We start from the raw sequence: 25566 nt of genomic DNA, 5'->3' as shown, positions 1-25566 counted from the left end.
AGCCTGCTCAACCCTTACTGCCCCAAGGGATTGACTTACATTTCCAGAAACTGCGGGTTGAGACGATGTATATCGGCCCCTATACTGAGGAAAGCGAAAGGGGAGATGAAGATGATGTTGATTAAAAAACTAGTCGTAGTCGCACTCGTAGCTTCCTTTGGTTTAGGGATGAATGCAGGTACGTGGAGCCCGAAGGCATCCGCAGCAGAAGCTACGACTTTAAAGCAAGGCACACAAAATGGTGACGTATGGGACGCACAATTCCGACTAAAAACTTTAGGCATATATGAGCCTTCCATAGATGGAAAATATGGTCCGATTACAGCCGCAGCGGTTCGTAACTTCCAAACGAATTATGGACTTAGTGTGGATGGGATCGTTGGTGCGAAAACATGGGAGTACTTGCGTAAATTCACGGTGAATCAAGCTGAGCTGGACATGCTGGCTAAAGTTATTTACAGTGAAGCACGCGGTGAATCCTATGAGGGTCAAGTGGCTGTTGGAGCGGTTGTTATGAACCGATTAAAATCCAGTCAGTTTGAGAATACCATTCAAGGCATCGTATTCGAAGTTGGCGCCTTTACGGCAGTCAGCGATGGCCAATATAATTTAACACCAGATAGTCAAGCTTATAAAGCTGCACTAGAAGCTGTTCGCGGCTGGGACCCAACGGGTGGCGCGCTTTACTATTTCAACCCGAAGACGGCGACAAGCGCATGGATCTGGACTCGTCAACAGACGGTACAGATAGGGAATCATATTTTCGCAAAATAAGATCGCCTGAAAAATGCGATGTAATAGAAAACACCTCTAGATGAAGCCGCTGGTGAAGCGAGCTTATGTAGAGGTGTTTTTTTCACAGAGAGACAGCTTGTCCAGTTCACTCAGGTATCAGCCTGCTCTTCATACCAAGGATTCAAGTGGACTAACACCTCATCCACATCGTTATGGGCTTCTTTAATTTTCTGCTTAATACTACGGCTGATGTCATGACCTTCTTGAATCGTCAGTTGGCCTGGAACTCCAAGTCTCGCATCAACTAATATGTAATGGCCATGTTCCCTCGCTCGTAGTCGATCAATCCGCTTGACCTCTGGTACAGTACGAATCAGCTGGGCATATTGCTCGATATAGGTCGAATTCACACTACGTTCCATCAAAATATCGAAAGACTCGCTGCCCATTTCGTACGCCAGCTTCAATACAAGAAATGAAACGATAATACCCGCTACAGGGTCTCCATACGCCAAGTAGCTAATGTTGTAGTGATCTCCTAGCAACGCCAAGCCAATCCCCACCGAAGCTGCAATTGAGGCGTACACATCTGCCAAATGGTCGTAGGCCGTGGCAATCAACCCTTTGCTATTGAGCTTCTGTCCTATCCGCATCGTATAGACATAGAGAATTTGTTTCCAGACGAGGGAAACGATAGCCGCACAAAAGGCAATGATATGCGCCTCACCCGCTGGTTCGAATAAGGCATGAATCGAATGATAGCCCATATAGATAGCGGCTCCGCCTAATATAATCGCAACAATAAAAGCGCCGAGTACCTCCGCTTTCCCATGTCCATAAGGATGCTCTACATCCGCTGGCTTCGAGGACACGCGCATGGAGCTATATGCGGTTGCCGTCGCGATAACGTCTCCAGCATTATGAATGCCGTCGGCAATTAGCACTTGGCTATTAAACAGAAGGCCGACAATGATTTTGATCGCGGTCAGCACAATGTTACTGGCCAGGCTTACCCAAATCGCCAGCATCGAGGCTGTCTTCTTCATGACTTCCACTCCCTTCCCACATTTAGTATGGCTTTTCAGCGGCAAAGCATCCGTCCATGTTGGTAGGTAGTGGGATTACTGAGTGGATGGGGATAGGGATGGCAATGCGACGAAACGGTGTGATGATGACGGTGACTACGATGGGGATGGTGAGGTGATGTGGAATGTTATCTGGGATATCCTGGGGTTCGACTATTTGAGAGATAGAGCTGTGGAAAGTGCTTATTTGAGATAAACCTGCGGGATATCGCGGGCTAAGGTGATTGAAAGTGCTTATTTCCTGCTTTATGTGCCTTTTTGAGCGCAAACACGGGAAATAAGCACTCCTCGAGTGCTTATTTGAGATAAACTCGTGATATCCCACGAGTTAAGGTGATTGAAAGTGCTTATTTCTTGCTTTACTCGCTATTCTTGGCGTAAATGCGAGTTAAGACGACTGCAGGTGCTTAGCGCAGCATCGTGCCCATCCGGCGCGCCGCCTCCATAATCGTCGGCGCCTGCTCTTGCATCAGCTCCAGCGTGAGCCTGTTCGCTGGACCCGAGACCGCCAGGGCGGCCACTAGTCGGCCGCCGCGGTCAAGAATCGGCGCGGACACAGCAGCCGCGCCAGGCTCGCGCTCTTCGACGCTCGTGGCGAAGCCCGCGCGTCTTGTGTCGCTGAGCTGCTGCAGGTATGCCTGCGTGTCTAACCCTGTCGGCCAGTCGGCCGAGGTTAGCAACTGCTCCAGCAGCCCTGGCTCAGCAAAGGCGACGAGCACCTTGCTCGAGGCGCCGACGTAAAGAGGCATTCGCGCCCCGACAGGGGCCACACGGCGAATGGCATGGTTGCTCTGCACGGCTTGGATGCGCACGCGCACAAGGCCGTCCTGCACGTACAGCGAGATCGTTTCGCCGAGCTGATCGCGCAGCCGTTCCATCTCCGGCAACAGAATGATGCCGGGGTCTCCCTCTTTGGACAGGTTAGCCGAAAGCTCCCAGAGCCGGTAGCCCAGTCTGTACTTATCCGTCGCTTCATCACGCATGATGAAGCCCTTGCCTTCAAGCGATGCGAGAAGCCGATGCACGGTGCTTTTGTGAAGCTGCACACGTGTAGCAATTTCGGTTAACGTCAACTCGGACGCCCCCGTGAAACAAAGCATAATATCTAAAGCGCGCTCAACAGCACGCACGGTCAGCTTGCCATCTTCCATAGAAGAGTCACCACCTTTATAAGCCAAACTGTTTCACTATATGAAACCTTGTTATGTTCAGTATAACCAAACTACGTAGAACCGTAAAGGTCAAACGCCTCTTTTTCCCATTATTACAGAACCGTTACAATAGGCTTACAAATGCCGCATCTACATTGACTTGAAAGCGCATTCAGAATAATATTAAAGTACAGCAACACTTATCAGAATATTTAAACAATTAACTCTCCCTTCCTATTTTACACCTCTAACTAGCAGAATTTCACATACACATTTTCACGGAGGGAGGCTTCATCGATGTCTACAACTACACTAAATCCTGTAACGGGATCGCTGCAACCCACTCTTGATCAGGTTACACAACCTTTTTTACGCAGGAAAAAGCTAATCGCCACCACTTTTTTAGTTTTATTAATACTATGCACCTCAGTCGTACTCATCTTCCACGCTTACATTGCTTGGACCTTGGCTAGGCCACATATTGAGCCTCTACATTCGAATCCGATGAAAGCTGTCCGACTTCCTTATACGAACATTTCATTTCCCAGTCTAAACGGTAAATCCAACTTAGATGGCTGGTTCATCGCAGCAGCAGGCTCGAGTAAAACTGTCATTTTCTCACATGGCTATGGAGGCAATCGTGAAGAAGAATGGGTTCCTTTGTACACCTTAGCCCGCGAGCTTCATAAAAAGCAGTATAACGTTCTCATGTTTGACTATGGCTACGTGAATCCTACTAGTAGTCGCCTCATGACCGGCGGTGTTCAGGAATCCCAAGAGCTGCTTGGGGCCATTGATTACATCAAACAATCCACTGGCGGTTCGATTTTTATTTGGGGCTTTTCCATGGGGGCAGGCACTGCCTTACAGACGGCTCTACAGCAAAACGGAGATATTTCAGGGATGATCCTAGACAGCACATTTCTGCTGAACTCAGACACCCTTTATCAAAATATGAATCAAGTCGTACATCTGCCAAAGTACCCTTCTCTCCCACTTGTCCGTTTATTCTTTCCTTTACTTAATGGCGTAAGCTTGCACGACGTGCCCTTCACTAAAGTGACCACAACGTCATATGAGATGCCGATCTTCATGATTCATGGCACAAATGATAACAAGGCTCCTCATGTTTTAGTCGAGGCTATGTTCAAGCAACAACACAACACCGCTTCTAAGCTATGGATTCTTCCTAACGCACAGCATGAACTTCTGTATCGCGCTGAGCCCAAAACGTATGTGAGCCGCACGATGGACTTCCTCGGCAGTATTGAACCATCGGCCACATCCGAGCACGTTAACGCTGGTATTCCCTCCTCCCTATAAAATCGACCTCTGATGAGGTCGGTATTTTTTTTGGCCATTTACCGGCTTGCATACCTATATGAACCTATACAAAAAGAGGTAAGCAGCGCTTACCTCTCATCCCCAAATTGGCCAACTTCTCAACCGTATGCTCCTGCGACGCGATTTAACTGGAAAACCTACAGCTAATTTCTGCTTATCTCATCAAATAATAAATTTAAATGGAAAAAGTACAGCTAAATGTTGCAATTTCCGCCATTTCCCCTTATAACCGCTAAATTAACTACAGGAAATCCATCTAATCATCTAAAATGTGAAAAACTAGATAGATTAGCTGTATAAAATCCATCCATTAGCGATGGGAGGCGGCTGGTTGGTGGAAGTGGGGTGGCTGGTTACTTGTAAGGTATTTGCTGATGCTTGTGGCTGCTTATAGCTTCCTGTAGCTGATTGTCATTGCCTTTAGCTAACTATAGCCGCTGGCGGGCGGCTAGTTCGTGAAAGTGGGTTGGCGGAGTGGTTACATGTGGCTACCTGCAGCCGCTCACAGCTACATGCAGACAGAAGTTGAATGGGCACGCCCCCACTCAATCCATCTCATATATCGAGCCCGATTTGCTCGCAAACAGCTCTGCATATACCTTCTCGGCATAGGCATCGGTCATGCCCGAGATGTAGTCCGCGACGAAGCGCGGCCAGCTCCAGTTGCTGTTGATGCTGCGCCGCTCGTAGCTATCGATCCAGTCGGGCGGGATGATCCACTGCCCTTTGTCCTTATCGATGAAGCTGTCCCAGAGACGCTCGACGATGATCTCGCTGCGCTTTTGCAGGCGCAGGACGCGGAAATCCTTGATCAGCGTGACCCACGCCAGCTTCTTGAGGATCTCCATCGTCCGTAGGAGATCCATATCCTCTGCGCCGTCTTTGACGAGGGCGACCTTCTTCCAGCTTCGTTCCGTGTCATCGATAATATCGAGGCGACTCGCGAATGAGCTGACCCAGCGCGCTTTCATCTCTCTGCGCGTCCGCGATTCCTCGCGGTTGCACTCTGCAAATATGAGCTCCCATTGCTCCAAATAATCGTGCAGCACGCGCCGCACCATCTGCTCGATATCAACTTGCTCCCAGCCAAACTTATGCTGATTGGGATCGTTCAATATCTCCATCACGAGATGTCGAATCAATCGTTGATCCTCGAAAAAGGTAGCGTTCATTTGAATTTTGCCTGCCCGAATGCCATCCTCGATATCATGCGTAGAATACGCAATATCATCGCAGAGGTCCATCAACTGCGCTTCCAATGTGGAGCAGCCCACTGGCATTTTCCAAATGTCACGCAACTCACGAATAACGTCCCACTCCGCGCCATATACGCCCTTCAGACGCCCTTCTTCCTCAATGAGGAAGGGATATTTATTAATACCAAGAAGCACAGCTGACGTCAGATCCAGACCACTCTCGCTGCCTGCTCGTTTTTCAAGAAACATGAGGATCCGGAAGTTTTGCGCATTACCCTCATATTTCAAGCCGTGATCCTTCATTAGGATATGATTGAGCACCTCTTCGCCCTTATGTCCAAAAGGCGGGTGACCGAAGTCATGCGCAATGGATGCGCACTCGACCACGGTCGGATCGATGATCAGGCCTGGATGCTCTCTTTTGCTCAAAAAGGGATTCGTCCGCTCTAAACGCTTCGCCACTTCTCGCGCAATCTGTGCGACCTCCAAGGAGTGCGTCAGACGAGTCCGATAGTAATCTCCCGAGCCGGCCCCGAACACCTGAGATTTCCCTTGTAGACGCCGAAAGGTCGGTGACTGAATCAACCTTGCATAATCCCGTTCAAATTCATCCCGTTCTTCACTCCATTTCGAGGAAGCTGCCTCACCAGGCCGATATTTCCTTATGTTGTTCATATGCTTGCCTCCTCTAGCCCTCTAGCGCTGTAGGGCGCCGATCTCACCTGTATCCTGCTGCTGGGGCGATTCCTCACACTGCTATCAGTTTATGCGAGAGCATGTACGATAGTCACCATTCGACCCCCTGATACAGAAGGATTATATTTTTAAAAGAATACTATATTCTCCATGCCCCAACAAGCCTAACCTGATGCACAACTGAAAAAAGGGAATGATGCACAAGACCATTGTCTTGGTGCACATTCCCCGGTGCTCTTATTATTTTAATAAAGATAGAAATTCCGAACGCAGTGTTGCATCCTTACGGAAGGAGCCGCGCACAGCAGAAGTTACGGTTTGACTGCCGTATTTCTTCACGCCTCTTGCGCACATGCACATATGCTCGCCTTCAACGACAACCATGACGCCATGCGGCTTAAGCACATCGAATAGGATGTCGGCAATTTCAGAGGTAATACGTTCTTGTACCTGCAGCTTGCGTGTAACGACATCAACTAAACGAGCAAATTTACTGAGACCGGCCACTTTACCGCTAGGTAAGTAACCAACGTGGACTTTGCCAAAGAAAGGCGCCATATGGTGCTCACACTGGCTGTAGTAAACGATATCTTTGATGATAACAAGCTCTTCATGCTGTTCATCAAAAGTAACACCAAGTACTTCGCGAGGATCTGCTGCATATCCTGCAAAAATTTCTTCATACATACGCGTTACACGAGCTGGCGTATCCAACAGACCTTCACGATCTACATCTTCACCAATCAGTCGCAAAATTTCACGGACATGACTTTCAATCTGCTCGCGATTTTCTGCGACTAATCCATTTTTATAATCGATGGATGCCATCTTCTCTACCACTCCACCCTATTTCTTATTTCCGCTTTTGGTTAAAATTTTGGTTCTTCATCATTTGTTGTGCTTTATTCAATTGTTGCTTATTCATGTTGTAGCCCATTTGCTTCGCCATTTTGGCTAGCATTTCAGGATTGTTTTGCATGGATTCCAGCTGTCTCTTCAAATAGAATACACCAATAAAGAAACCGCCAACCAAACCTGCAATCAATGTGAGAATGGGAATTAAATAACTCCACATAACCTGTGCCCCCTGCTTGTACATATTTAGAATAGAATGCTTGTTCTATCATATCATTTCTGTTCCACGGTTTACAAATTAAAGAACTTGTTCAATGAATAAAGTTGTTTCTTTCGCCAGATCGATCTCTTTGATGTCCAACACTTTATCTGTGGCATCCTGCTTCACAATCCGAATAATCGGACGCGTGGGAAGTCCTCTATGCTGACCAACGACAACGCCAGTCTCCCGATTCGTCAACCGCACCGAAGTTCCTGTCGGATAAATCGAAACAATTTTCAAAAATTGAATCAACACATCGCGATCCAGCTTCGTCTCCGCCAATGCCAGCATGTATTCACAGGCTTCATGGGGCAACTTGCGGCGTCCTGCAGACATATCAAAGAGTAAGTTGTCGTACATATTGGCGACGGCCGTTATTTTGGCATAGAGATGAATATCATCGCCCATGATCCCTCTCGGAACGCCTTCTCCATTCAGTGCCTCATGATGCTGAAAGGCCACATGTGCAATGAGCAGATTGAACTCACGCTTATTCTTCAAAAGCTCAAACCCACGCCACGTATGATGTCGCCGCGGATCCTCCGATTCATCGTCTGTGAGCAGCTCCACTTTCCCAATATCATGCAGAAGCGCTCCCATAGCGAGATCTTTCAATTGGGTCGCATTCATTCCCATATTCATTCCGATGAGCACAGCCATCATGCAGACATTCATGGCATGGATATACATTTGATTATCCTGCGTCCGAATATCGTTCAGCTGTACGAGGACATCACGATTTTTCATAATCTCATCTAAAAGTGTGTTGATGGACATGCTAACGTTGCGCGAGTTGAAATCTTTCCCTGACTGAATAGACGCGAACGTCTGCCCCATCTGTGTCATGACAAGGCGCTTCGTTTCATCCGATAGGATTTCTGGGATCTCCACATCTTCTAGGTTCGGGTCTTTGATATAAATCATCGTCACGCCAATTCGATTCAGCGTATTGATCATAAACACGGTTAGCTGCACATTCTCCGAAAGCAAAATTGCCCCATTGCTGGCATATATCGTACGTCCCAGGTATTGACCAGACTCCACCGAATCCAAATGCACATATTTCATAGGATTCACTCCACATGTTGTAATTGTTGAACTTCTAGGATAGCAATGTTCGTTGTTCCAAATCTAATAAGTGCACTTTGGTCGGAAGTCCCCCGCCATAACCCACAAGATCGCCGTTTGCCCCAATGATCCGATGACATGGAATAATGACAGGAATGGGATTTTGATTGTTCGCTCCCCCTACGGCTCTAACAGCTTTAGGCGAACCAATCGCTTCCGCTATATGTTTATAGGATGCTGTCTCCCCATAAGGGATCGTTTGCAAGGCCAGCCATACTCGCTTTTGGAACTCCGTTCCTTGTAAATCCAGATCCCCTTCAAAGCTCTCTCGTTCTCTTTTAAAATACTGCGTTAATTGCTCAGCTACGGATGCTAGCTGCTTCGCATTTTCGCTTAGCTCAAACGCCCCATACCAACGACTTGCCCACTGTTCACGTTGTTCTCGATTCTCCTCATAGGTACCGAACTCGACTTTGCAGAGGCCCTGTGGGGATGCCACAAGCACGAGAGGACCGATGGGCGAGTCGATCTCGGTATAGGTGAGCACGACCGTTTCTTGCTGCTGTTTCATCTTATTCCTCCTGTACGGCCACTGCTTGACTGTTCTGTACAGCTATGGCTTTCTCGATGTCCGTCTTCACCTGCGGCTCTTGTTCAGCCGCAGCAGCTTTAGTTAAAGCGGCGAAAGCTTCCTCACCGCCGATGCGCCCCAGCGCCCACGCTGCGGTAGCCCGAATTTCCGGGCGAGGGTCGCTCCGCAGCAGATCACTCAAGACCGGCACCGCTGTGCGGTCCTTGAAATTGCCCAGCGCGATGATCGCGTTGCGCTGGATGGGCTTTTTGCCGCGCCAGGAAGCCGCAATGCGCCCGTACTGCTCTTTGAAATCCTTGTTCGACATCGTGAGCAAGGGAATGAGCAGCGGCTTGACCTTCTCCGGGTCAGGCTGCAGTTCGGGATGATGCGTCCAGTTCATCCCCTTGTTCTTCGGGCAGACGACCTGGCACGTATCACAGCCGTAGAGTCGGTTGCCGATTTTGCGTTTGTATTCGTCATCCACATACCCTTTGGTCTGTGTGATGAACGAGATGCAGCGGCTCGAATTGAGCTGCCCTGGGCCGACTAGCGCCCCTGTTGGACAGGCATCGATGCAAATCGTGCAGTCTCCGCACTGGTCCATAATACCTATATCGGATTCGAACGGGATGTTCGTGATCATTTCGCCCAAATACACCCACGACCCCCATTCGGGGGTGATCACGGCGCAGTTTTTGCCGCTCCAGCCGATGCCGGCACGTTCGGCGACAGCGCGGTCGACGAGGGCACCGGTGTCGACCATGCTCTGCAGTCTCGCCTCCGGCACGCGCTCGGCGATGAAGGCTTCCAGCTTCGCGAGCCGATCGCGAAGCACGTCGTGGTAGTCGCTCCCCCAAGAGGAGCGTGAGATCATGCCCCGATACGCCCCCGGCTCAGATCGGGGCGGGTTCGAGAGCTTCGACGGGTACGCGACGGCGATCGAGATGATCGAGCGCGGCGAGTCGAAGCTCAGCTCGGGATGTACCCGCTTCTCGATGTCCGGCTCCTCGAAGCCGGATTCGAAACCCTTCTCCCTGTGGCGGAGAAGGATGTCTTTCAAGGCGTGAAACGGCTCCGCCGAAGTGAAGCCTATCTTATCAATACCAAGAGAGGGCGCGGCTTCCACAATCTCTTGTTGTAATTTGCGCCAGTCTGTTGTGTCTTCCATGGAAACCGCCAATCTGCTCACCTCTCTCAAGTCCAGTTTTGATCACGAAGTAGTCCAAGAAGCATACTCGACATCGAATATTGAATTCAGCCGGAACTTCCAGTGCTCACGTAGCTATCACTACGCTCTTACAGCTTTCCCGCCATATCGAGCGGCCATAACACAAAGTCAGCCCGTCCTTGGACGAGACTGATCGGTATGACCCCGAACATACGGCTGTCTGCACTTGCTGCCAGATGCCGATTATCGCCCATTACGAAGATCTGGCCCGGTCCGACCTCTGTCGGTCCGAAGTCACCATCTTCGATTGGCGTATCCGCATACGGCTCGGTGACTTTATCGCCGTTCACATAGAGAGCCCCTTGGCGGCTCTGTACCTCATCGCCTGCGATAGCCACAACCCTTTTGACCAATAAAGGGTGTTGAGGTAGAGCAAGCTTCTCCGGCTCTTTGAGAATGACGATTTCACCACGGCTCGGTGCTTTTAAATAGGTGATGGCTTTGTTCACGAAGAGCCACTCGCCTTCTCGAAGCGTCGGATCCATCGAGTGACCGCGCACCGTAGACAAATTAAAACCGAATTGATGAACAATAATTACAACAAGAAGAGCTACGAGAATGGATTTCGTCCAATCCCACAGCTCGTGCGTAAAGCTTTTCGATTCATGAACATACCCTTGTGCAGAAACTTGCCTTTTCGAATCTTCTCGCCCTACGAAGAAGCTCACTCAACCGCCTCCGCTCTTATACTTTTCCCATTGCTCATAATAGTAGATCACCATGTCATCCTGAAAAGGCGGCTTGTCCTCATTCACTAACGACAGCAGCGCTGCAAGCCCCTCTTTCACCTTCGTTTCGACAAGGGACGAGTAATGGTAGCCGAGCTTATGACGCTCGTATTCATCTTGATCCACAATATGTACCGTTCGATCTGGCAACCGGATAACGTCCAAATCATAATCAATATATGTTAAAATTTGCTGATTCACGTATAAAGGAGAGGCCACATTACAGTAATAGCGAACCCCTGTCTCCTCCATGAGAGCAACGATATTAAACCACATTTTCGGAATAAAAAAAGAAACCCCTGGAATGCGGCTAACCCACTCCTTGCCATCCGCTTCTTGAATCTTAGTCTGACTATTAATGAACACAAGCATGCCCTGTTTCTGATGCTCTTCGTGGAGCATACTTGAAGGAACCCGCCAATTGGTCAACCACATGCGATGGAGATGCCCGTCGTGTTTGAAGCTTTTTATCACATACGGCGTGAAATTATCCATGTTCCAAGCTCCTCTGTAAATTGCTGCCGAAACGTCACCTTATTATACTAGAAAAGCATATCTGACCCCCAATTGCAATGGCGGCACAGATATGCTCCCTATAAGTAAACTTATTTTACTTCCCTACCCGTAACAAGTGAAGACTAGACGCTTACTTTTTTCACAATGCTAAGTCGATGAGCAGCTCTGGAAAAGTCATCTGAACTGTAACCAGCAGACTCATACACAGGCAGCACCATTTCATTGTGCACATCTACCGTTACCATAATTTTCTTAACATTCCGCCCGAGAAACCGCTGCTTCATTGCCTCGATCAAAGCTTTGCCGATACCCTTACGTTGATATGCTGTTGCGACTGCGATCCTATAGTAGTAGCCATTGTTGTTATCAATTGTGCCGATAATCATGCCTACGACTTGCTCTTCTTCTTGAGCGATTAAAACAAGCTCCGTGTCCCACGAAAGCTGACGAGCGAAGGCTTCAATCGTCTCCTCATAGCAGGTTTCCGACAGAACGTCTTCTAGAAGTTCTTTAACCGAAGAGGTATCACCAAGTTGAAATGAACGAACATGCATACGGTTCTCTCCCAATTCCATATTAATTTGTAGAGATTAATTTTCTGGTAAAGAAGTAAATACGACAAAAAAACACGAAATCCTGCTGAAAATGTGGTGAAATTCACAAAAAACTTTGTTTTTTTCGATATATCTCTTGAAAGCGCTTAAATGCAAGCGTTTTCAAATAGTAGGGTTCCATTTCGGCTGATTATTCTAGTTCTTTTTACCTCTATGTCATTCGTTATGATCTAGCCTATAAGACGCATAAAAGTAGATGCGCCATGGAACAATGTAAGACAGAACCTTGAAATTGAGAATTTATGGGATGGATGAACATGGAACTGATTCGCCGCTTATTTAAAGTCGCACATCGGATGGTCGAAGAAAACTCCAAAGATCAACAGGAACCGCCATCTTCCGAGATCGTCAAAATTTCGGCAAAACTATCGGAGAATATCAATCAACTCGCTACGATTTTCAGCGATACGCCAGATTTGATCGTTCGCACGTTTACTAATAAACAATCTGGAGTTCCAGCAGCTCTTGCCTATCTAGATGGGCTAGTGGATAAAAACTCCATCAACAATAACGTCCTCCACGAACTCATGTTTCACACGACTACCGATGACAGCGATGAATTGCCTGTCGCTTTAGGAGAAATCAAAAGCCTTTTAGTTTGGGAAACCGTAGAAACCTCAATTTTGCGAGGCTACAGTATTCTTTTCATCGATGGCCAAGCCCATGCTTTTTCCCTAGAAACCCAAGGCTGGCCGCAACGGGCCATTGAAGATTCTCAAATTGAAGCCTCGCTGAAGGGCGCGCATCAAGGTTTTATTGAAACAGGTAGTCAAAATATTGCCTTAATTCGCCGATATATCCCCAGCCGTGAGCTCAAGATTAAAGAACTTTATGTCGGGAAGAGGACCAAAAGTAAGGTATCCATCTTGTATTTAGAAGATATTGCGCTCCCTGAGATACGCATTGAATTAGAGCGTCGCATCTCCAGCTTGCAGATCGACTGCATTATAAATACTGGTGAGCTTGCAGAGCTGATCGAAGATAACCCCTTCTCCCTGTTTCCACAAATGATTACAACCGAACGACCGGACACGGCAGCATCCCAACTGTTGCAAGGACGCTATTGTGTCGTCGTAGATCGATCATCGAGTGTATTAATTGCACCAGTTGGCCTAGCCGCCTTCTTCCAGGGTATTGATGACTACAGTACGCGTTGGCCCGTAGCGACCTTCTTTCGACTGCTTCGTTTCTTCGCTTGTATTATCGCAGCGTTTCTTCCCGCATTTTATATTGCCTGCGTTTCCTATAATCATGAACTGATTCCCTTGGACTTGATTTTGTCCATCGGGGAGTTTCGATCGGCGGTCCCCTTTCCGCCTTTCATTGAAGCACTCATTATGGAGATTATGCTAGAAATGTTAAGAGAGGCAGGCGTCCGTCTTCCTGCGCCGGTTGGTCAAACCGTTGGGATCGTAGGAGGTATTGTCATTGGACAAGCAGCCGTTGAAGCTGGCATCGTGAGCAATCTCATGGTCGTCGTTGTTGCCTCCACGGCGGTTGCCTCTTTCATTCTCCCCAATTATGATATGGCTGCTTCCGTTCGTTTAATTCGCTTCCCGATGATGACGATTGCCTCCCTATACGGGATCATTGGGATTATGGCAGGCGCAATGGTCATACTAGCTCACCTCATTAGTTTAAAATCACTTGGAGAAGCGTATAGCACGCCCATTGCACCAGTTCGAATGGCGGACTGGAAAGATGTTTTCATCCGTCTGCCGCTTAAAAAAATGGTCCACCGTCCCAAAAGTGTACGTACGCTTCAAAAACGTCGATATGGCATGATGAAAAAGGAAGGAGATGACTCTTCATGATTCCAGGCAAAGGAAATCAGATTACGCTGTTTCAATTTATTTTGATCATTCACAGTGTACAATTAGGCGTTGGCCTTATCCCTCTGCCTGGCGATCTTGCGAAAGGCTGCGGGACTGACGGATGGATTGTTCTCATCATCGGGTGGCTTATATCTATCGTCAGCAGCCTGATTATCATTCAGATCATGAGGTGTCACCCCAATGGCACGATCATTGATTTACTGAGTCATTACTTTGGCAAATGGGTTGGAAAAGTAGGAATGGTGATGTTTATCGGCTATTTCCTCCTCTATATGTATTTAATTTATAATCGTATGGCCCTGTTAGTTCAGAATTGGATTATGCAGCAAACGAATATTGCTGTTCTCATGCTGCTTTTCCTCCTACCTGCTTATATGATTACCAGGGGTGGATTTCGTATCATTGGCCGCTATTCTGAAATTCTCCTTTTCCTTTCCGGCGGCTTAGTTTTAATTTCCCTCTATTTATTCAAACATGCGCAATGGATTCATCTGCTTCCCATCCTGAAACATGGCTGGACACCCATATTACAAACCCTACGAACCAACATTCTATCTTTCGTCGGGTTTGAAATTGCCTTCTTTCTATACCCCTACTTAGAAAAAAAAAGCTCTGCTTCCCTCGGCATCATAATTGCGAATTCGGTCACTTTTTTTGTTTACATGCTGTTTACATTACTTGCTTTTGTCAATTTCAGTCCAGACGAGATTACACAGTACCATAATACGCTCATCTCTTTATTTAAAATCATTGAGTTTCGTTTTCTGGAACGCTTTGATATTTTAATCCTCTCCATCTACTTGCTGATTATCGTAAGAACCTTCGTTCCTGTGCTATATGCGGCAGTTATATGTACACAGCAGCTTGGACTCAAAGGACAGCCCAGACTGCATATCCTCCTCATTCTTACCGTTATGGTAGGTATCACATGGGTTTGGAAGCCTGGTTGGGATGAAAGTGTGCGTTTAAGGGATATTGTTCAAAATATTGGTATCGGGATCGCTTTTGTTATACCGCCGCTCTTCTGGGCCGTTCTAACGGGCATACGTCGAGTCTTAAGGAGGTCCTCCCCATGAAGCCGATGCGAACAAGCCTTATTTTATTTCCGCTTTTCGCTTTCTTCATTCTGATATCTAGCAGTAAAGATCAAATGCCCTTAGAAAATGTGACGCTTGTTCTCATGGTCGGGTTGGATTTAGATAAAGATAATAATCTCATCATCTATGCATCAAGTCCCGTCTTTAACAAGGAAGCCAAAGAGAAAAATGAAGTCACCAAAGTAACTGCGATTAACATAAGAGATAGCCGAAACGAATTTGACACGCGCGCTTCAGCGCTTGTTAGCGCAGGTAAAATCCAAAATGTGCTCATAAGCAAACGCATCTTAGCTCATGACGATTGGTTTAAGCTGCTCGATGTCTTCTACCGTGACCCCAAAACATCTGAAACCGCCAGAGTGATCGCCGTTGAGGGCTCCGTCGAGGAGATTATGAACTTTGCGCCTGCAGATAAACGGAGAATGTCCATGCATATTGCCAAGCTCCTAGATACCGCCCATATGCGCAATTTGGTACAAGTCTCAACACTATTTGACCTTCATCGGCAAATGTATGAGAAAGGAATTACGCCCTACTTAACTGACCTCCGTAAGGATACGGAAGTTGTGGCAGCAGGCACAATGCTTTTGAGTAAAAAAGGAAAGTATGCCTACGCCATTAGCAATACAGAGAACCAGCTTCTTCAAATGCTGCAAAAGGAGAAGAATGGCCCTCTATCCTTCACCGTCAAACTTCCAGAAGAAAAAGGCGACTCCCCCTTTGTAACAGGCGCACTCAGCTTCTATGCGTTGAGCATCAAAAGGGACTTGAAAGTCACTTTCGAGGAGAATAAGTTCGTTTTTGATATCCAATGCTCCATACCTATTCAATTGACTGATAAACCTTTCACCTTCGATGTGAGGAATGATGCGCCTAAGCTTGAAGCCGAGATCAATCAGCAGCTAGAAGCGCAGATGAAATCTCTAGTAAAAAAAATGCAAGAGCATGAAGTGGATCCCATCGGTCTAGGCCTTTATGCGCGCGCCTATCAATTCAAGGCCTGGGAGCACGTACAAGATGAGTGGGGGCATGCGTTTTCGGAAGCTGATGTACGTATCCATGTAAAGACGAAAATAAAGAATATGGGTGAAACCCTATAAAGCATGTATGAGATGCGTGAAAAAACACCATCTTATAGGAGGATATTCCGATTCAGAAAGAGGTGAAACCTATGTCCGATAAAGAATTAGATCATGAACTTACTGCACATGAGTATCCTCGTGAAATTCCAGATTTTCAATTTATGAGCACGAAAAAACCAGAAGAATGGACGGAGATCGAACTGCTCCAGCTCCACCGTACGATGAGCGACTTATCCCCCTACCTTCATGAGCAAGATACAGCCATGCATAATCAAATCACACGGGAAATGGAACGTCGCGGCATTTAAGGGACTACCGACTTAGTAAACACAAATGTTGCTTTATTAGCTGTGTTCCTTCATAATGAAATTGAAACTACATAATTTTTAGGAGGTATTTATTCAATGGCACATCAACTACCAGCTCTTCCGTACGCAAACGAAGCTCTTGAGCCGCACATCGATGCAAAAACTATGGAGATTCATCACGATCGTCACCATAACGCTTATGTAACAAACCTGAATGCAGCTTTGGACAAACACCCAGCTCTGCATGACAAATCCCTTAACGACCTGATCGCTGACCTTAACAGCCTTCCTGAAGATATCCGTACTGCTGTTCGTAACAATGGTGGCGGACATGCTAACCACTCCCTATTCTGGGAAACAATCGGACCAGAAGCTGGCGGCGCACCTACAGGCGCTCTAGCAGCAGCAATTGACAGCGAGCTTGGCGGCTTTGATAAATTCAAAGCAGATTTCGCTGCAGCAGCAACTACACGTTTTGGCTCTGGCTGGGCTTTCCTAGCTGTTGACAAAGCTGGTAAATTGAAAGTGTACAGCTTGCCGAACCAAGACAGCCCGATCATGGAAGGCGAAACGCCGGTTCTTGGTCTTGATGTTTGGGAGCATGCTTACTACCTGAACTACCAAAACAAACGTCCTGATTACATCGCAGCTTTCTGGAACGTTGTTAACTGGAACGAAGTTGGCAAACGTTACGACGCAGCGAAATAATTTGATTTAAAAAAGCGACCCTGAGGGGTCGCTTTTTTTGTTGGAAACGGCGGTGCGCACTTAGCTATCCTTTCGGATTGGGACCATATTGATTATCGTTGACGTCACTATCTTGGCAGAAAAATACGAGCAGAATGATGAAACCAATCAAGGGAATAATGCCGAGCAGTATCCACCATCCACTTTTACCCGTGTCATGCAATCTACGAAAGGCTACAGCTAGAGAAGGTAAAAGGATAAATAGCGAATATAGGCCCGACAGGACTTGATCCAACCCGATAATAGCCTCCACGATACCTAACCCGATCGAAATAATAATATTGAACAAAACGAACATCCAATATTCCTTCCGTCTTGCTCTGCCTGAAAATCCTACATAATTCGATAACACCTTGACATACCATTCCATTGAGCATCGACTCCTTTCTTCTCCCATTGATATTCCAGGAAGAGGAATCTCATGCCATCGAGTGCCAGTTAGCAATTTTCCTTTACGTGCATGGAGCCTCGTTGTACCATGAAGTAAATACCATAATGAGGAAATGAGGTGGCAATTCCTTGAAATCCATTGTTCCATTGCTTCATAACATCCCACTCTTTCAAGAGCTAACGGAAGAAGATCTAGTCGGGATTGCACCACTTTTTACAGTTAAGAAAATAATGAAGGGAACTATCCTTTTTAAAGAAGGAGAAGTTGGCGAGGAATTGTACTTAATCCATTCAGGTGTCGTGAAAATATATCGTCTGGACGAGGCGAAAGAAGTCACACTAGCTTTATTCCGTGATGGAGACTTCTTCGGAGAAATGTCACTGCTCAGTAATGGCATGACCCGCTCAGCAACAGCAGAGACCATGGCAGCCAGCACGATGTATGTGCTTAGTCGAACCGCATTCACTTCGTTCATGGAAAAGAGCCCTAGGCTTTGCCTAAAGCTCCTGGAAACGACGATGCAACGATTACGACATGCCAATGATCAAATCTATGATTTGACGTTCCTTGGCGTGCGTTCACGTATTATTAAAACGATCCTTCGACTGTCTGAGCAGCACGGTATCTCTACGCCAGACGGTCTACTTATTGATGTAAAGCTGACTCATCAGCAGCTTGCCAACTTAGTTGGTACGGTGAGGGAATCCGTCACAAAGGTCCTGCAGGAATTGCTTGATGATGAGCTGATACACATAGATAAGAAGTTAATAACGTTAAAAAATATCGAGGCCATTCAGGCCGAAATTCGTTAAGATTGTAGTCTGCTGCTTGCAGCTAGTCTTCGTTGCGGTCCTGCCATTCTTTGATGATTCGGACAAACACATTGGGGAACGCATAATTTTGGAGATCCTCCGGCCCTACCCAACGGTAATGGAATGGAATCCATTCCTCCCCCGTACTTGGGCGATTCGCGTCGCCGAGCTTAGCGCGGTAAACCTTCATTTTCCAGACAATATGGCTGAAAATATGCTCCGTATCCATGAACCACGCATCGGGCTGAATACCGATTTGCTCTTGCTCGGCAAGTGCCTTACGAAGCTCGGACATATTGTCCTCATCGGATTGCCATCCGGACGACGGCCATTCCACATGTGGGAGCTCCCACATGCGGGCTAGCAAGCCCTCTTGCGGGCGCTGTCTGATCAACCATTTGCCTGCATGCTCACCTGTACCTTCGATGAAAGCCACTGCTCGCAGCTCTGGACGGGGCGGTTTGGCTTTCTTTTTGATGGGCAGGGCTTCTTCCATGCCCGCTTCACGCGCTGAACAGTGTACCATGACAGGGCACGTCAAGCAGTGTGGTGATCTCGGCGTACATACCATAGCCCCCAGCTCCATCAGGGCTTGGTTGAAGTCGCTGGCGGTCCCTTCCAAAATGAGCTCGCGCGCGAGCTTCTCCATAATCGTCCGCGTGGACGGCTTCATAATATCTTCTTCGATGAGGAAATAGCGCGAAAGCACGCGCATCACATTGCCATCGACAGCCGGCTCCGGCTTATTATAGGCGATGCTCAGGATCGCACCTGACGTGTACGGTCCGACGCCTTTGAGCGCGGAGATATCGGCTTTATTTTGCGGGACAATGCCCTCGTAACGTTCGTGAACTTCTCTTACAGCGGATTGAAGGTTCCTCGCACGTGAATAATAGCCAAGGCCTTCCCATGCTTTGAGTACATTTTCTTCCGGAGCCGTTGCTAATGCCTCGACAGTTGGAAATTGATCCACAAACCGATGGAAATACGGAATCACCGTATCCACGCGCGTTTGCTGCAGCATCACTTCGGAAATCCATATATAATAAGGGTTTTTACTTCTTCGCCAAGGTAAATCACGTTTATGTGTCTGGTACCAATCCAAGAGGTTCTTGGAAAAATACATCTTCTGTTCTTCGCTGTACATGGGCTCTCCTTCTCTATGGGGCACGTTCAAGTTATAATAGATGAATAGATATGGTACCATTATACGAGAAGTGCGGAACATAAAACTAGAGGTGAATGTATGCAAACGTCGAAGCAAGCTGATATGACTAAAACTAGTCGACAACAATTAGAAAATAAAAGAAAAGATTGGCTGCGTGATGCACAGGGCTTAATCACCCTGCTGTTCATTTGGGGCGCGGAATGGGTATTCAGCGCAATCATTGATTTCGCCCTGTACTGGCGTGACCTGGATTGGCTGAAGCAAGCCGCTTTCGTTACGGCCGTGGTAGCCAGCTTGATCCAAATTTGGGGCATGCGGAAACTGTTTAACACGGGGGAATCGCGTACAACGGATGATGCTGCGAAAAGTGGCTGGGGCCATCCGGTATTCCTAGTGCTGCCAGGAGCACTGCTCGTTGCTGCGGTTGCTTTCATGGAGGCGATTGGTGCGGTGAACCCGTTTTTTGCTCCTATCCTGCGCGCATTCCTACTCGCGATTGGTTTCGTGCAGGTCGGACTTTTGCTTGGCAGGCCTCTTATTTATTTGGGTGTGTGGCTATTCGCGCTGGCCGCGGTGATGGGCGTGTGGTATTTGGGGTATTCCGGTGTGATTCTCGAGGGAATGGGCGGCATCAGCCTGCTTGTGAGCGGTTATATGCTGCGGGTTTGGGCGAGATAGGGAGCTAGTTAAACACCAACACAACCAACTAACTCGAAAACCTCCAGCTAATTTGAGAGAAATTCATGCTTTTCAACGATTAGATGGATTTTCTGCATCCTATTTTCACCGAATTTGGCTACTTCAGCTACATCGGCTGAAATTAACGGCAGAAAATCCATCTATTTGCTTTATTAGCTGAAATTCCATGCATATAAATGTAGAAAATCCAATTATTTGGTATTTGGGTGCAAATTGCTGCATATGTGGAAGTCGCTATTTACACTTGCTCAACAATCGCATACGCTGCAGCCATAGAGCCCGTATGCGTAATACTAATGTGAATACGATGACTGCCTTGAAGCCCTGCACGCAGCATGGCTTCTTCTTTCACGATGCAGACCGGTTTACCAAGTGCATCCGGCAGCACTTCTACATCCTGAAAACCAATCTGCTTGCCAATGCCGCAGCCGATCGCTTTCACGATCGCTTCCTTCGCAGCGAATCGCCCAGACACAAACTCCGCGAGCCGTCCGCGACGCTTCTGTGCCAACTCCCGCTCCGCCGGTGTCAAAACCCGCTCTAGAAACCGATCACCTGAAGATCCCTCTACCATTTTGCCAATCCGCTCAATTTCAATTAAATCCGTTCCGACCCCAATGATCATCGCTCAACTGGCCTCTTTTCTACTAACGATACGCTTTGCGTACAATTTAACCGATTCCTCCACTAAGGTCAAGTAAATGGACATACACAAGATCCATTGCTTACGTCGAGGTAAGTAAGTAACACTATTTTCAGGTCTTATGCTGATTTGTATCAGGCGTTATACTATGCGTAGAACTTATAGCATAGGAGGCCATCATAATGAAAATCATGCCACTGGAAAGACGCGGGATTTCAAACAGCCGCATTGTTTTCGGATGTATGGGATTAGGCGGAGATTGGGCCGGCAATCCATTAACCAAGGAAGATTACATCACCGCTGAAAAAGCTGTAGAAGCCGCATTATCAATTGGAATTACGATGTTCGATCATGCTGACATTTATAAAAGAGGGAACTCCGAGACCGTCTTCGGTCAGGTTCTCAAAAATAGACCTGATTTGCGCGACCAAATCATTTTGCAATCGAAATGCGGGATACGCTTCCAAGATGAACAGCATCCGCAGCGTTTTGATTTTAGCAAAAATCATATCCTAAGCTCCGTCGATGGTATTCTCGGTCGTCTTGGGGTCGAGCACATCGATATCTTGCTGCTGCACCGTCCGGATCCGCTCATGGAGCCTGAAGAAATCGCGGAAGCTTTCAATACGCTGCGCTCAGCGGGTAAAGTTCGCCACTTCGGCGTGTCCAACATGACGTCTGCGCAAATGCGCTTCATCCAAAACTCACTTCCTGAGCCACTTGTTGTGAACCAGTTGGAGTTGAGTTTGGCACGTTTGGATTGGATCGAGCAAGGCATTCTGGTGAATCAGAAGGTAGGCGCCAACGTTAATTTCGCCGATGGCATCCTCGAATATTGCCAAATGAACAACGTTCAAATTCAGGCATGGGGCCCGCTCGCCAAAGGGAAGTTCTCAGGCAGCGATATCTCTGATGCGCCTGACACCGTCAAGAAAACGGCAGCGCTTGTTCAGAAGCTGGCCACTGAGAAAGAAACGACGCCAGAAGCTATCGTGCTTGGCTGGCTCATGAAGCATCCGGCCCGTATTCAGCCGGTCATCGGCACTTCCTCCGCCAAGCGTATCGTCGCTTGTGAAGATGCAGTTCGCATCGCGGACACCATGTCGCGCGAAGAGTGGTACGCGCTGCTCGAAAGCTCCCGCGGCTTGCGCATGCCGTAGCCGTTTATACCCTGAGTATTTGCGTGCCCACGCACATAAGGCCGTCCTGCAGTAGATAAATCTACTTCAAGACGGCCTCTCTTACGTTCAACTTATCACTTCACGCAGATCCCGATACTCCTGGGGGCTAACCCCCTCCATCTCTTTGAATACTCGGCTGAAATGCTTCACATTCTCGAAGCCAGCCCGCTCACTGATCTCGTAGACTTTGAAGTCAGTCGTTGCGAGCAGCTCTCGCGCCCGCTCAATACGCAGCCTTTTCAAATAATGAACGAAGCTCTCGCCGGTGTACTCTTTGAAAGCCTGACTGAAATAGGAGTAATTGAATGACACATGATTCGAAACCATGGCCATATTCAAATCTTTATCAAAGTTCTCCTGTATGTATTGTGTGGCTTTCTTCATTTCTCTGTGATCGATATGGAACGTCTTCATCGTACGCACATACGCATTGAGTCGATCCACCAGACCCTCCACACTATGAAAATAATCGGAGAAATAATAGAAATTCGCGATGTCCCCAACCTTTTTGAACAACCGCAGGATCTCCACAGACTCTCCGCCATACACATGAAATACTTTATCAAAAACAAGCTCGTTCAGGGCTTTGCTCACAGCCTCCACATAGGCGATATCGAAGCGAGCCACGGTTTTCATGTCCAGTATTTCCAATAGCAGCGTGGACATTTCCTTATTGCGGTCCGTCCCGAGCATATTGGCGATTCTTTGTATCGTAGCAACAGGCACAGTGAAATCCTTATTTTTATGACAAATGCTTTCATAGCTCACACTGCCTGGCCCTGACTGCAAGAACGTGTACTTAAGCGCCTCTAGCGCTTCCGTATACGCAGACTGCAATCGCGCCGCTCCACGTGTGTAGTCACTTACGCCCATGCTATACATGAAATACCCCGCCACAGCGATCCGCTCCGTCAAATATGGAAATAAGTCAGCCTGCTCTGCAATTAGCACTAACTGGTTTTCTTTATCTAGCACGATCGCATACCGATTACGGCAGTGGTCTGGCACATGAGCAAGCTCATCTTGGATACGAGCCAAGAATTCGGAATGCTTCATCCCTGTTATCGTTCCCCGATAGTGAAGCACGCCGACTTGAAAACCCGCCTCCACCCAAGCCATATCAATCTGCCCCAGCTTGCTCCGCATGGTTTCCACGTCCATATGGGAATGCCTGAGCATATAACTCAACTGACTCTCCTTGAAAGCTTCCCGTTGTTGTAAGGAGTTGCTCAGTTGCTCGGATATCTGCTCCTTCAGCTTCAGATCATTCTCCAAACGAACTAGCGTGCTCGACAGCTCATCTCGAATAATAGGCTTCAGGAGATACTCCTTCACCTCGCAACGGATCGCTTCCTTCGCATAGGGGAAGTCATCATGCCCGCTTAGAATGATAACTGCCGGCTTCAGAACCATCTCTTGAATACGATTGATCAGCGTAATCCCATCCATCACAGGCATACGAATATCTGTAATGACAATATCTATGGTGACGCTCTGCAATAGCTGCAACGCTTCTTCGCCGTCCCCAGCAAACTCGAACGTATACGTTTCCGGAAATTCGCGGGCAATCATGGCTTTCAAGCCGAGTCGGATATTTTTCTCATCGTCAACGATAAGTATGTTTCTCATTCGTAGACATTCCTCCAGATAATATCAAATAAGGCAGCTTCATAAATACTTTGGTATACGTCCCCTCCGCACTCTCTACCCAAATCCCATACTCGTTCCCATAGTACATTTTGATTCGCTGCGTCACATTGCGCATACCGATGCCGTTGCCTTCCTGCTCACGTTCAGACCTATTCCCATATTTGTTATGAAAATAAGCGTCCTCCATATGCATCTTCTCGTGAAGCTCTTCCAGCTGATGCGCTGACATGCCTGCGCCATTATCTCCAACCTCAATGAGCATGCCATCCGCACTCTCGCTTGCACGAATCCAGATCGTAACACCCTCCCGCCTGGCCCGATCAATATTCATCCCGTGCTTCACCGCATTCTCCACAAGGGGTTGCAGCGACATTTTCAACACTTCCTGATCCAGATAGCTGCTAGGGATATCCAGCTTCAGCTCTAATTTATCATCATAACGAATGTTCATGATCGCGATGTAATTCTGAATATGTTGGATTTCATTGCGCAGCTGGACCTGATCACTGGACCATTTCAGACTGTAGCGCATCATGGCGCCAAGTGACGTCAATGCATTAGAAATCGTATACTGCGCTTCAACTTCGGCCATCATTTTTAAATTTTCCAGCGTGTTGTATAGGAAATGGGCGTCGATCTGATTCTTCAATGAACTCAGCTCTGCCTCTTTCGTCGCCGCTTGTTTGTTCACAGCCTCCACGATGAGCTCATTCATTTTCTTCATCATTTGCCGGAAATGATGGGCCAACTCGCCCACTTCCCCGCCAGCATCCATATCAATTTGTACATTGAGATCGCCTCTGCGCACCTTTTTCATCGAGTCACGCAGGATATGCAATTTCTTTAAGATTAGCCCTTGCAGGAAATATGTAATAGCTGACAATAACGCAATTAACACTACAGCAGCCGTGATAAAGATATTGCGGGTATGATGGATCTGCGTCACGGGTTCTTTTAAAGACACCACATTCAGCAAGTGAGCATCCAGATTCTCGATGGCCGTCGCCAAGATCAGGTACGGTGTATCCCCGATGGTTACTGTGAAATTAGAACCTTCTGGATGCGGGTTGGCACTCCACGCTTGGCGTAGCAGCTCCATGTTCATCCCTTTGAAAAACGCATCACCATTCCCAGGGAACATCCCACCATGTCGATCGATAACGAGCATATGCGACTGGCTATCTTGAATGGGACTGAACAGCTTCTGAAAAAACTTTTCCATCAGCATATCAACCTCAAGAATGGCAACGCGTGTGTCCTTGGGATAATAGATTTCTTTCAACAAGGATACATACGTCCAGCTAGCTTCATTATCCGTGTTGTACCGATTCATAATATCTTTCTCATTCTGCAAAATTTCCCAACGAGCCTCTCCCTTACGCGCAAGCACGTCCTTGTACCAGGAACGATCAGCAATTCGACTCTCTTTTAGAAAAATGGGCCAAATCTCCTCCGTATTTGGATTATCCGTAAACAAGCGAACATTCGCGATACTCGGGTTGTTAAAAAGGAGCCGCTGTAAATTTGAAAACGTATTCATATTAAAATCAACAAGTTCGGATACTTCAAGCTCATGAGCGCTATGCAGATATTGAATAACCTCTCTGTCCGTAATCGAAAACTGAGCGGCACGTCCCATCGCTTCAATATTGTTCAGGATACTTGCCTTCTCGCTCTCTAACGCGTATTGATTATTGTTCACGGTGTCTTGAATCGTATTTTGGTAAAATTCATTAAATAAATACCAAGAAATCAATATAATGGGAATCAAAATGATGATGATATAGGCACCGATTAGTTTCGTTTGAATCGAAATACGATTCGTCATCTGCGTAATCCGCATTCTCCCTTTGCCCAGCATGAATCCCATGGTCTCATATCCCGTCTTTCTATTCGGTAGT

At 47.4% G+C, this 25566-nt stretch carries 26 protein-coding genes; 10 read left to right on the top strand and 16 right to left on the bottom strand.

Annotated elements, in window-relative coordinates:
• Positions 1-105: 105 nt before the first annotated feature.
• Entirely contained in the window at positions 106-774 is a 669-nt protein-coding gene (gene sleB / locus ASL11_RS17975) for a spore cortex-lytic enzyme (protein ID WP_056617563.1), read from the top strand.
• A 110-nt stretch (positions 775-884) separates the two neighbouring features.
• Here sleB and ASL11_RS17970 read toward each other — a convergent pair whose 3' ends face one another.
• Together ASL11_RS17970 and ASL11_RS17965 are read right to left on the bottom strand one after the other, a co-directional pair.
• Entirely contained in the window at positions 885-1781 is an 897-nt protein-coding gene (locus ASL11_RS17970) for a cation diffusion facilitator family transporter (protein WP_056617561.1), read from the bottom strand.
• A gap of 446 nt (positions 1782-2227) precedes the next feature.
• Entirely contained in the window at positions 2228-2971 is a 744-nt protein-coding gene (locus ASL11_RS17965; protein WP_056617559.1) for an IclR family transcriptional regulator, read from the bottom strand.
• A gap of 297 nt (positions 2972-3268) precedes the next feature.
• Between ASL11_RS17965 and ASL11_RS17960 the strand changes: the two genes are divergently transcribed.
• Entirely contained in the window at positions 3269-4294 is a 1026-nt protein-coding gene (locus tag ASL11_RS17960; protein ID WP_056617556.1) for an alpha/beta hydrolase, read from the top strand.
• A gap of 566 nt (positions 4295-4860) precedes the next feature.
• Here ASL11_RS17960 and ASL11_RS17955 read toward each other — a convergent pair.
• From ASL11_RS17955 to ASL11_RS17915, 9 genes are all read right to left on the bottom strand, one after another.
• On the bottom strand, positions 4861-6186 hold the full coding sequence (locus ASL11_RS17955; protein WP_056617553.1) for a deoxyguanosinetriphosphate triphosphohydrolase family protein: 1326 nt from the start codon (positions 6184-6186) through the stop codon (positions 4861-4863).
• Between the two features lie 261 nt (positions 6187-6447).
• Complete coding sequence (gene folE / locus ASL11_RS17950) at positions 6448-7035, bottom strand: GTP cyclohydrolase I FolE (RefSeq protein WP_056617551.1); 588 nt, start codon at positions 7033-7035, stop codon at positions 6448-6450.
• 25 nt (positions 7036-7060) lie between these two features.
• Entirely contained in the window at positions 7061-7282 is a 222-nt protein-coding gene (locus ASL11_RS17945; RefSeq protein WP_056617548.1) for a YneF family protein, read from the bottom strand.
• Between the two features lie 78 nt (positions 7283-7360).
• Entirely contained in the window at positions 7361-8392 is a 1032-nt protein-coding gene (locus ASL11_RS17940; RefSeq protein ID WP_056617546.1) for an HD-GYP domain-containing protein, read from the bottom strand.
• 34 nt (positions 8393-8426) lie between these two features.
• On the bottom strand, positions 8427-8963 hold the full coding sequence (locus ASL11_RS17935) for a methylated-DNA--[protein]-cysteine S-methyltransferase (protein WP_056617543.1): 537 nt from the start codon (positions 8961-8963) through the stop codon (positions 8427-8429).
• 1 nt (position 8964) lies between these two features.
• Positions 8965-10134 (bottom strand): tRNA epoxyqueuosine(34) reductase QueG, encoded by a 1170-nt coding sequence (gene queG / locus ASL11_RS17930; RefSeq protein ID WP_056617664.1) that lies wholly within the window; start codon positions 10132-10134, stop codon positions 8965-8967.
• 128 nt (positions 10135-10262) lie between these two features.
• A complete protein-coding gene (gene lepB, locus ASL11_RS17925) occupies positions 10263-10862 on the bottom strand; it encodes a signal peptidase I (protein ID WP_056617541.1) in 600 nt (199 codons plus the stop codon).
• Positions 10863-11417 carry a DUF402 domain-containing protein gene (locus ASL11_RS17920; RefSeq protein WP_056617538.1) on the bottom strand — a complete coding sequence of 185 codons (555 nt, stop codon included), beginning with the start codon at positions 11415-11417 and terminating at the stop codon, positions 10863-10865. It abuts the gene before it with no gap.
• A gap of 143 nt (positions 11418-11560) precedes the next feature.
• The gene (locus ASL11_RS17915) at positions 11561-11992 is read right to left on the bottom strand and encodes a GNAT family N-acetyltransferase (protein WP_157256964.1); all 432 of its coding nucleotides are present in this window, start codon (positions 11990-11992) and stop codon (positions 11561-11563) included.
• A 317-nt stretch (positions 11993-12309) separates the two neighbouring features.
• Between ASL11_RS17915 and ASL11_RS17910 the strand changes: the two genes are divergently transcribed.
• From ASL11_RS17910 to ASL11_RS17890, 5 genes are all read left to right on the top strand, one after another.
• The gene (locus tag ASL11_RS17910) at positions 12310-13866 is read left to right on the top strand and encodes a spore germination protein (protein ID WP_235550504.1); all 1557 of its coding nucleotides are present in this window, start codon (positions 12310-12312) and stop codon (positions 13864-13866) included.
• A complete protein-coding gene (locus tag ASL11_RS17905) occupies positions 13863-14963 on the top strand; it encodes a GerAB/ArcD/ProY family transporter (protein ID WP_056617532.1) in 1101 nt (366 codons plus the stop codon). The genes ASL11_RS17910 and ASL11_RS17905 overlap by 4 nt, the downstream gene beginning before the upstream one ends.
• Positions 14960-16084: a Ger(x)C family spore germination protein gene (locus ASL11_RS17900; protein WP_056617528.1), complete on the top strand. Its 1125-nt coding sequence runs from the start codon at positions 14960-14962 to the stop codon at positions 16082-16084. Before ASL11_RS17905 ends, ASL11_RS17900 begins: the two co-directional genes overlap by 4 nt.
• A 71-nt stretch (positions 16085-16155) precedes the next feature.
• The gene (locus ASL11_RS17895; protein WP_056617525.1) at positions 16156-16374 is read left to right on the top strand and encodes a hypothetical protein; all 219 of its coding nucleotides are present in this window, start codon (positions 16156-16158) and stop codon (positions 16372-16374) included.
• Positions 16375-16470: 96 nt separating this feature from the next.
• The gene (locus tag ASL11_RS17890) at positions 16471-17082 is read left to right on the top strand and encodes a superoxide dismutase (RefSeq protein WP_028555379.1); all 612 of its coding nucleotides are present in this window, start codon (positions 16471-16473) and stop codon (positions 17080-17082) included.
• Positions 17083-17146: 64 nt separating this feature from the next.
• On the opposite strand, the gene ASL11_RS17885 is transcribed toward ASL11_RS17890, so the two are convergent.
• A complete protein-coding gene (locus ASL11_RS17885; protein ID WP_056617522.1) occupies positions 17147-17491 on the bottom strand; it encodes a DUF805 domain-containing protein in 345 nt (114 codons plus the stop codon).
• 149 nt (positions 17492-17640) lie between these two features.
• On the opposite strand from ASL11_RS17885, the gene ASL11_RS17880 reads away from it, so the two are divergent.
• Positions 17641-18324, top strand: a complete 684-nt coding sequence (locus tag ASL11_RS17880) for a Crp/Fnr family transcriptional regulator (RefSeq protein WP_056617519.1) — start codon at positions 17641-17643, stop codon at positions 18322-18324.
• Positions 18325-18346: 22 nt separating this feature from the next.
• Here the strand turns inward: ASL11_RS17880 and mutY are convergent, their stop codons facing one another.
• Positions 18347-19471, bottom strand: a complete 1125-nt coding sequence (gene mutY, locus ASL11_RS17875) for an A/G-specific adenine glycosylase (RefSeq protein WP_056617516.1) — start codon at positions 19469-19471, stop codon at positions 18347-18349.
• Between the two features lie 99 nt (positions 19472-19570).
• Here mutY and ASL11_RS17870 point away from each other — a divergent pair, with 99 nt between their 5' ends.
• Positions 19571-20170, top strand: coding sequence for a hypothetical protein (locus ASL11_RS17870; RefSeq protein ID WP_056617513.1), 600 nt, complete (start codon positions 19571-19573; stop codon positions 20168-20170).
• A 259-nt stretch (positions 20171-20429) separates the two neighbouring features.
• Here ASL11_RS17870 and acpS read toward each other — a convergent pair whose 3' ends face one another.
• Positions 20430-20816 carry a holo-ACP synthase gene (gene acpS / locus ASL11_RS17865; protein WP_056617510.1) on the bottom strand — a complete coding sequence of 129 codons (387 nt, stop codon included), beginning with the start codon at positions 20814-20816 and terminating at the stop codon, positions 20430-20432.
• A gap of 200 nt (positions 20817-21016) precedes the next feature.
• Between acpS and ASL11_RS17860 the strand changes: the two genes are divergently transcribed.
• Positions 21017-21994: an aldo/keto reductase gene (locus ASL11_RS17860; RefSeq protein ID WP_056617505.1), complete on the top strand. Its 978-nt coding sequence runs from the start codon at positions 21017-21019 to the stop codon at positions 21992-21994.
• Positions 21995-22081: 87 nt separating this feature from the next.
• Here ASL11_RS17860 and ASL11_RS17855 read toward each other — a convergent pair whose 3' ends face one another.
• Positions 22082-23644, bottom strand: coding sequence for a response regulator transcription factor (locus ASL11_RS17855; RefSeq protein ID WP_056617501.1), 1563 nt, complete (start codon positions 23642-23644; stop codon positions 22082-22084).
• Complete coding sequence (locus tag ASL11_RS17850) at positions 23622-25535, bottom strand: sensor histidine kinase (protein ID WP_056617495.1); 1914 nt, start codon at positions 25533-25535, stop codon at positions 23622-23624. Before ASL11_RS17850 ends, ASL11_RS17855 begins: the two co-directional genes overlap by 23 nt.
• Positions 25536-25566: the final 31 nt, after the last annotated feature.

The sequence above is a fragment of the Paenibacillus sp. Soil750 genome (assembly GCF_001428045.1).
In the GTDB taxonomy this organism is placed as follows: Bacteria; Bacillota; Bacilli; order Paenibacillales; family NBRC-103111; genus Paenibacillus_E; species Paenibacillus_E allorhizoplanae.
This window is presented reverse-complemented; position numbering and strand designations above follow the sequence as displayed.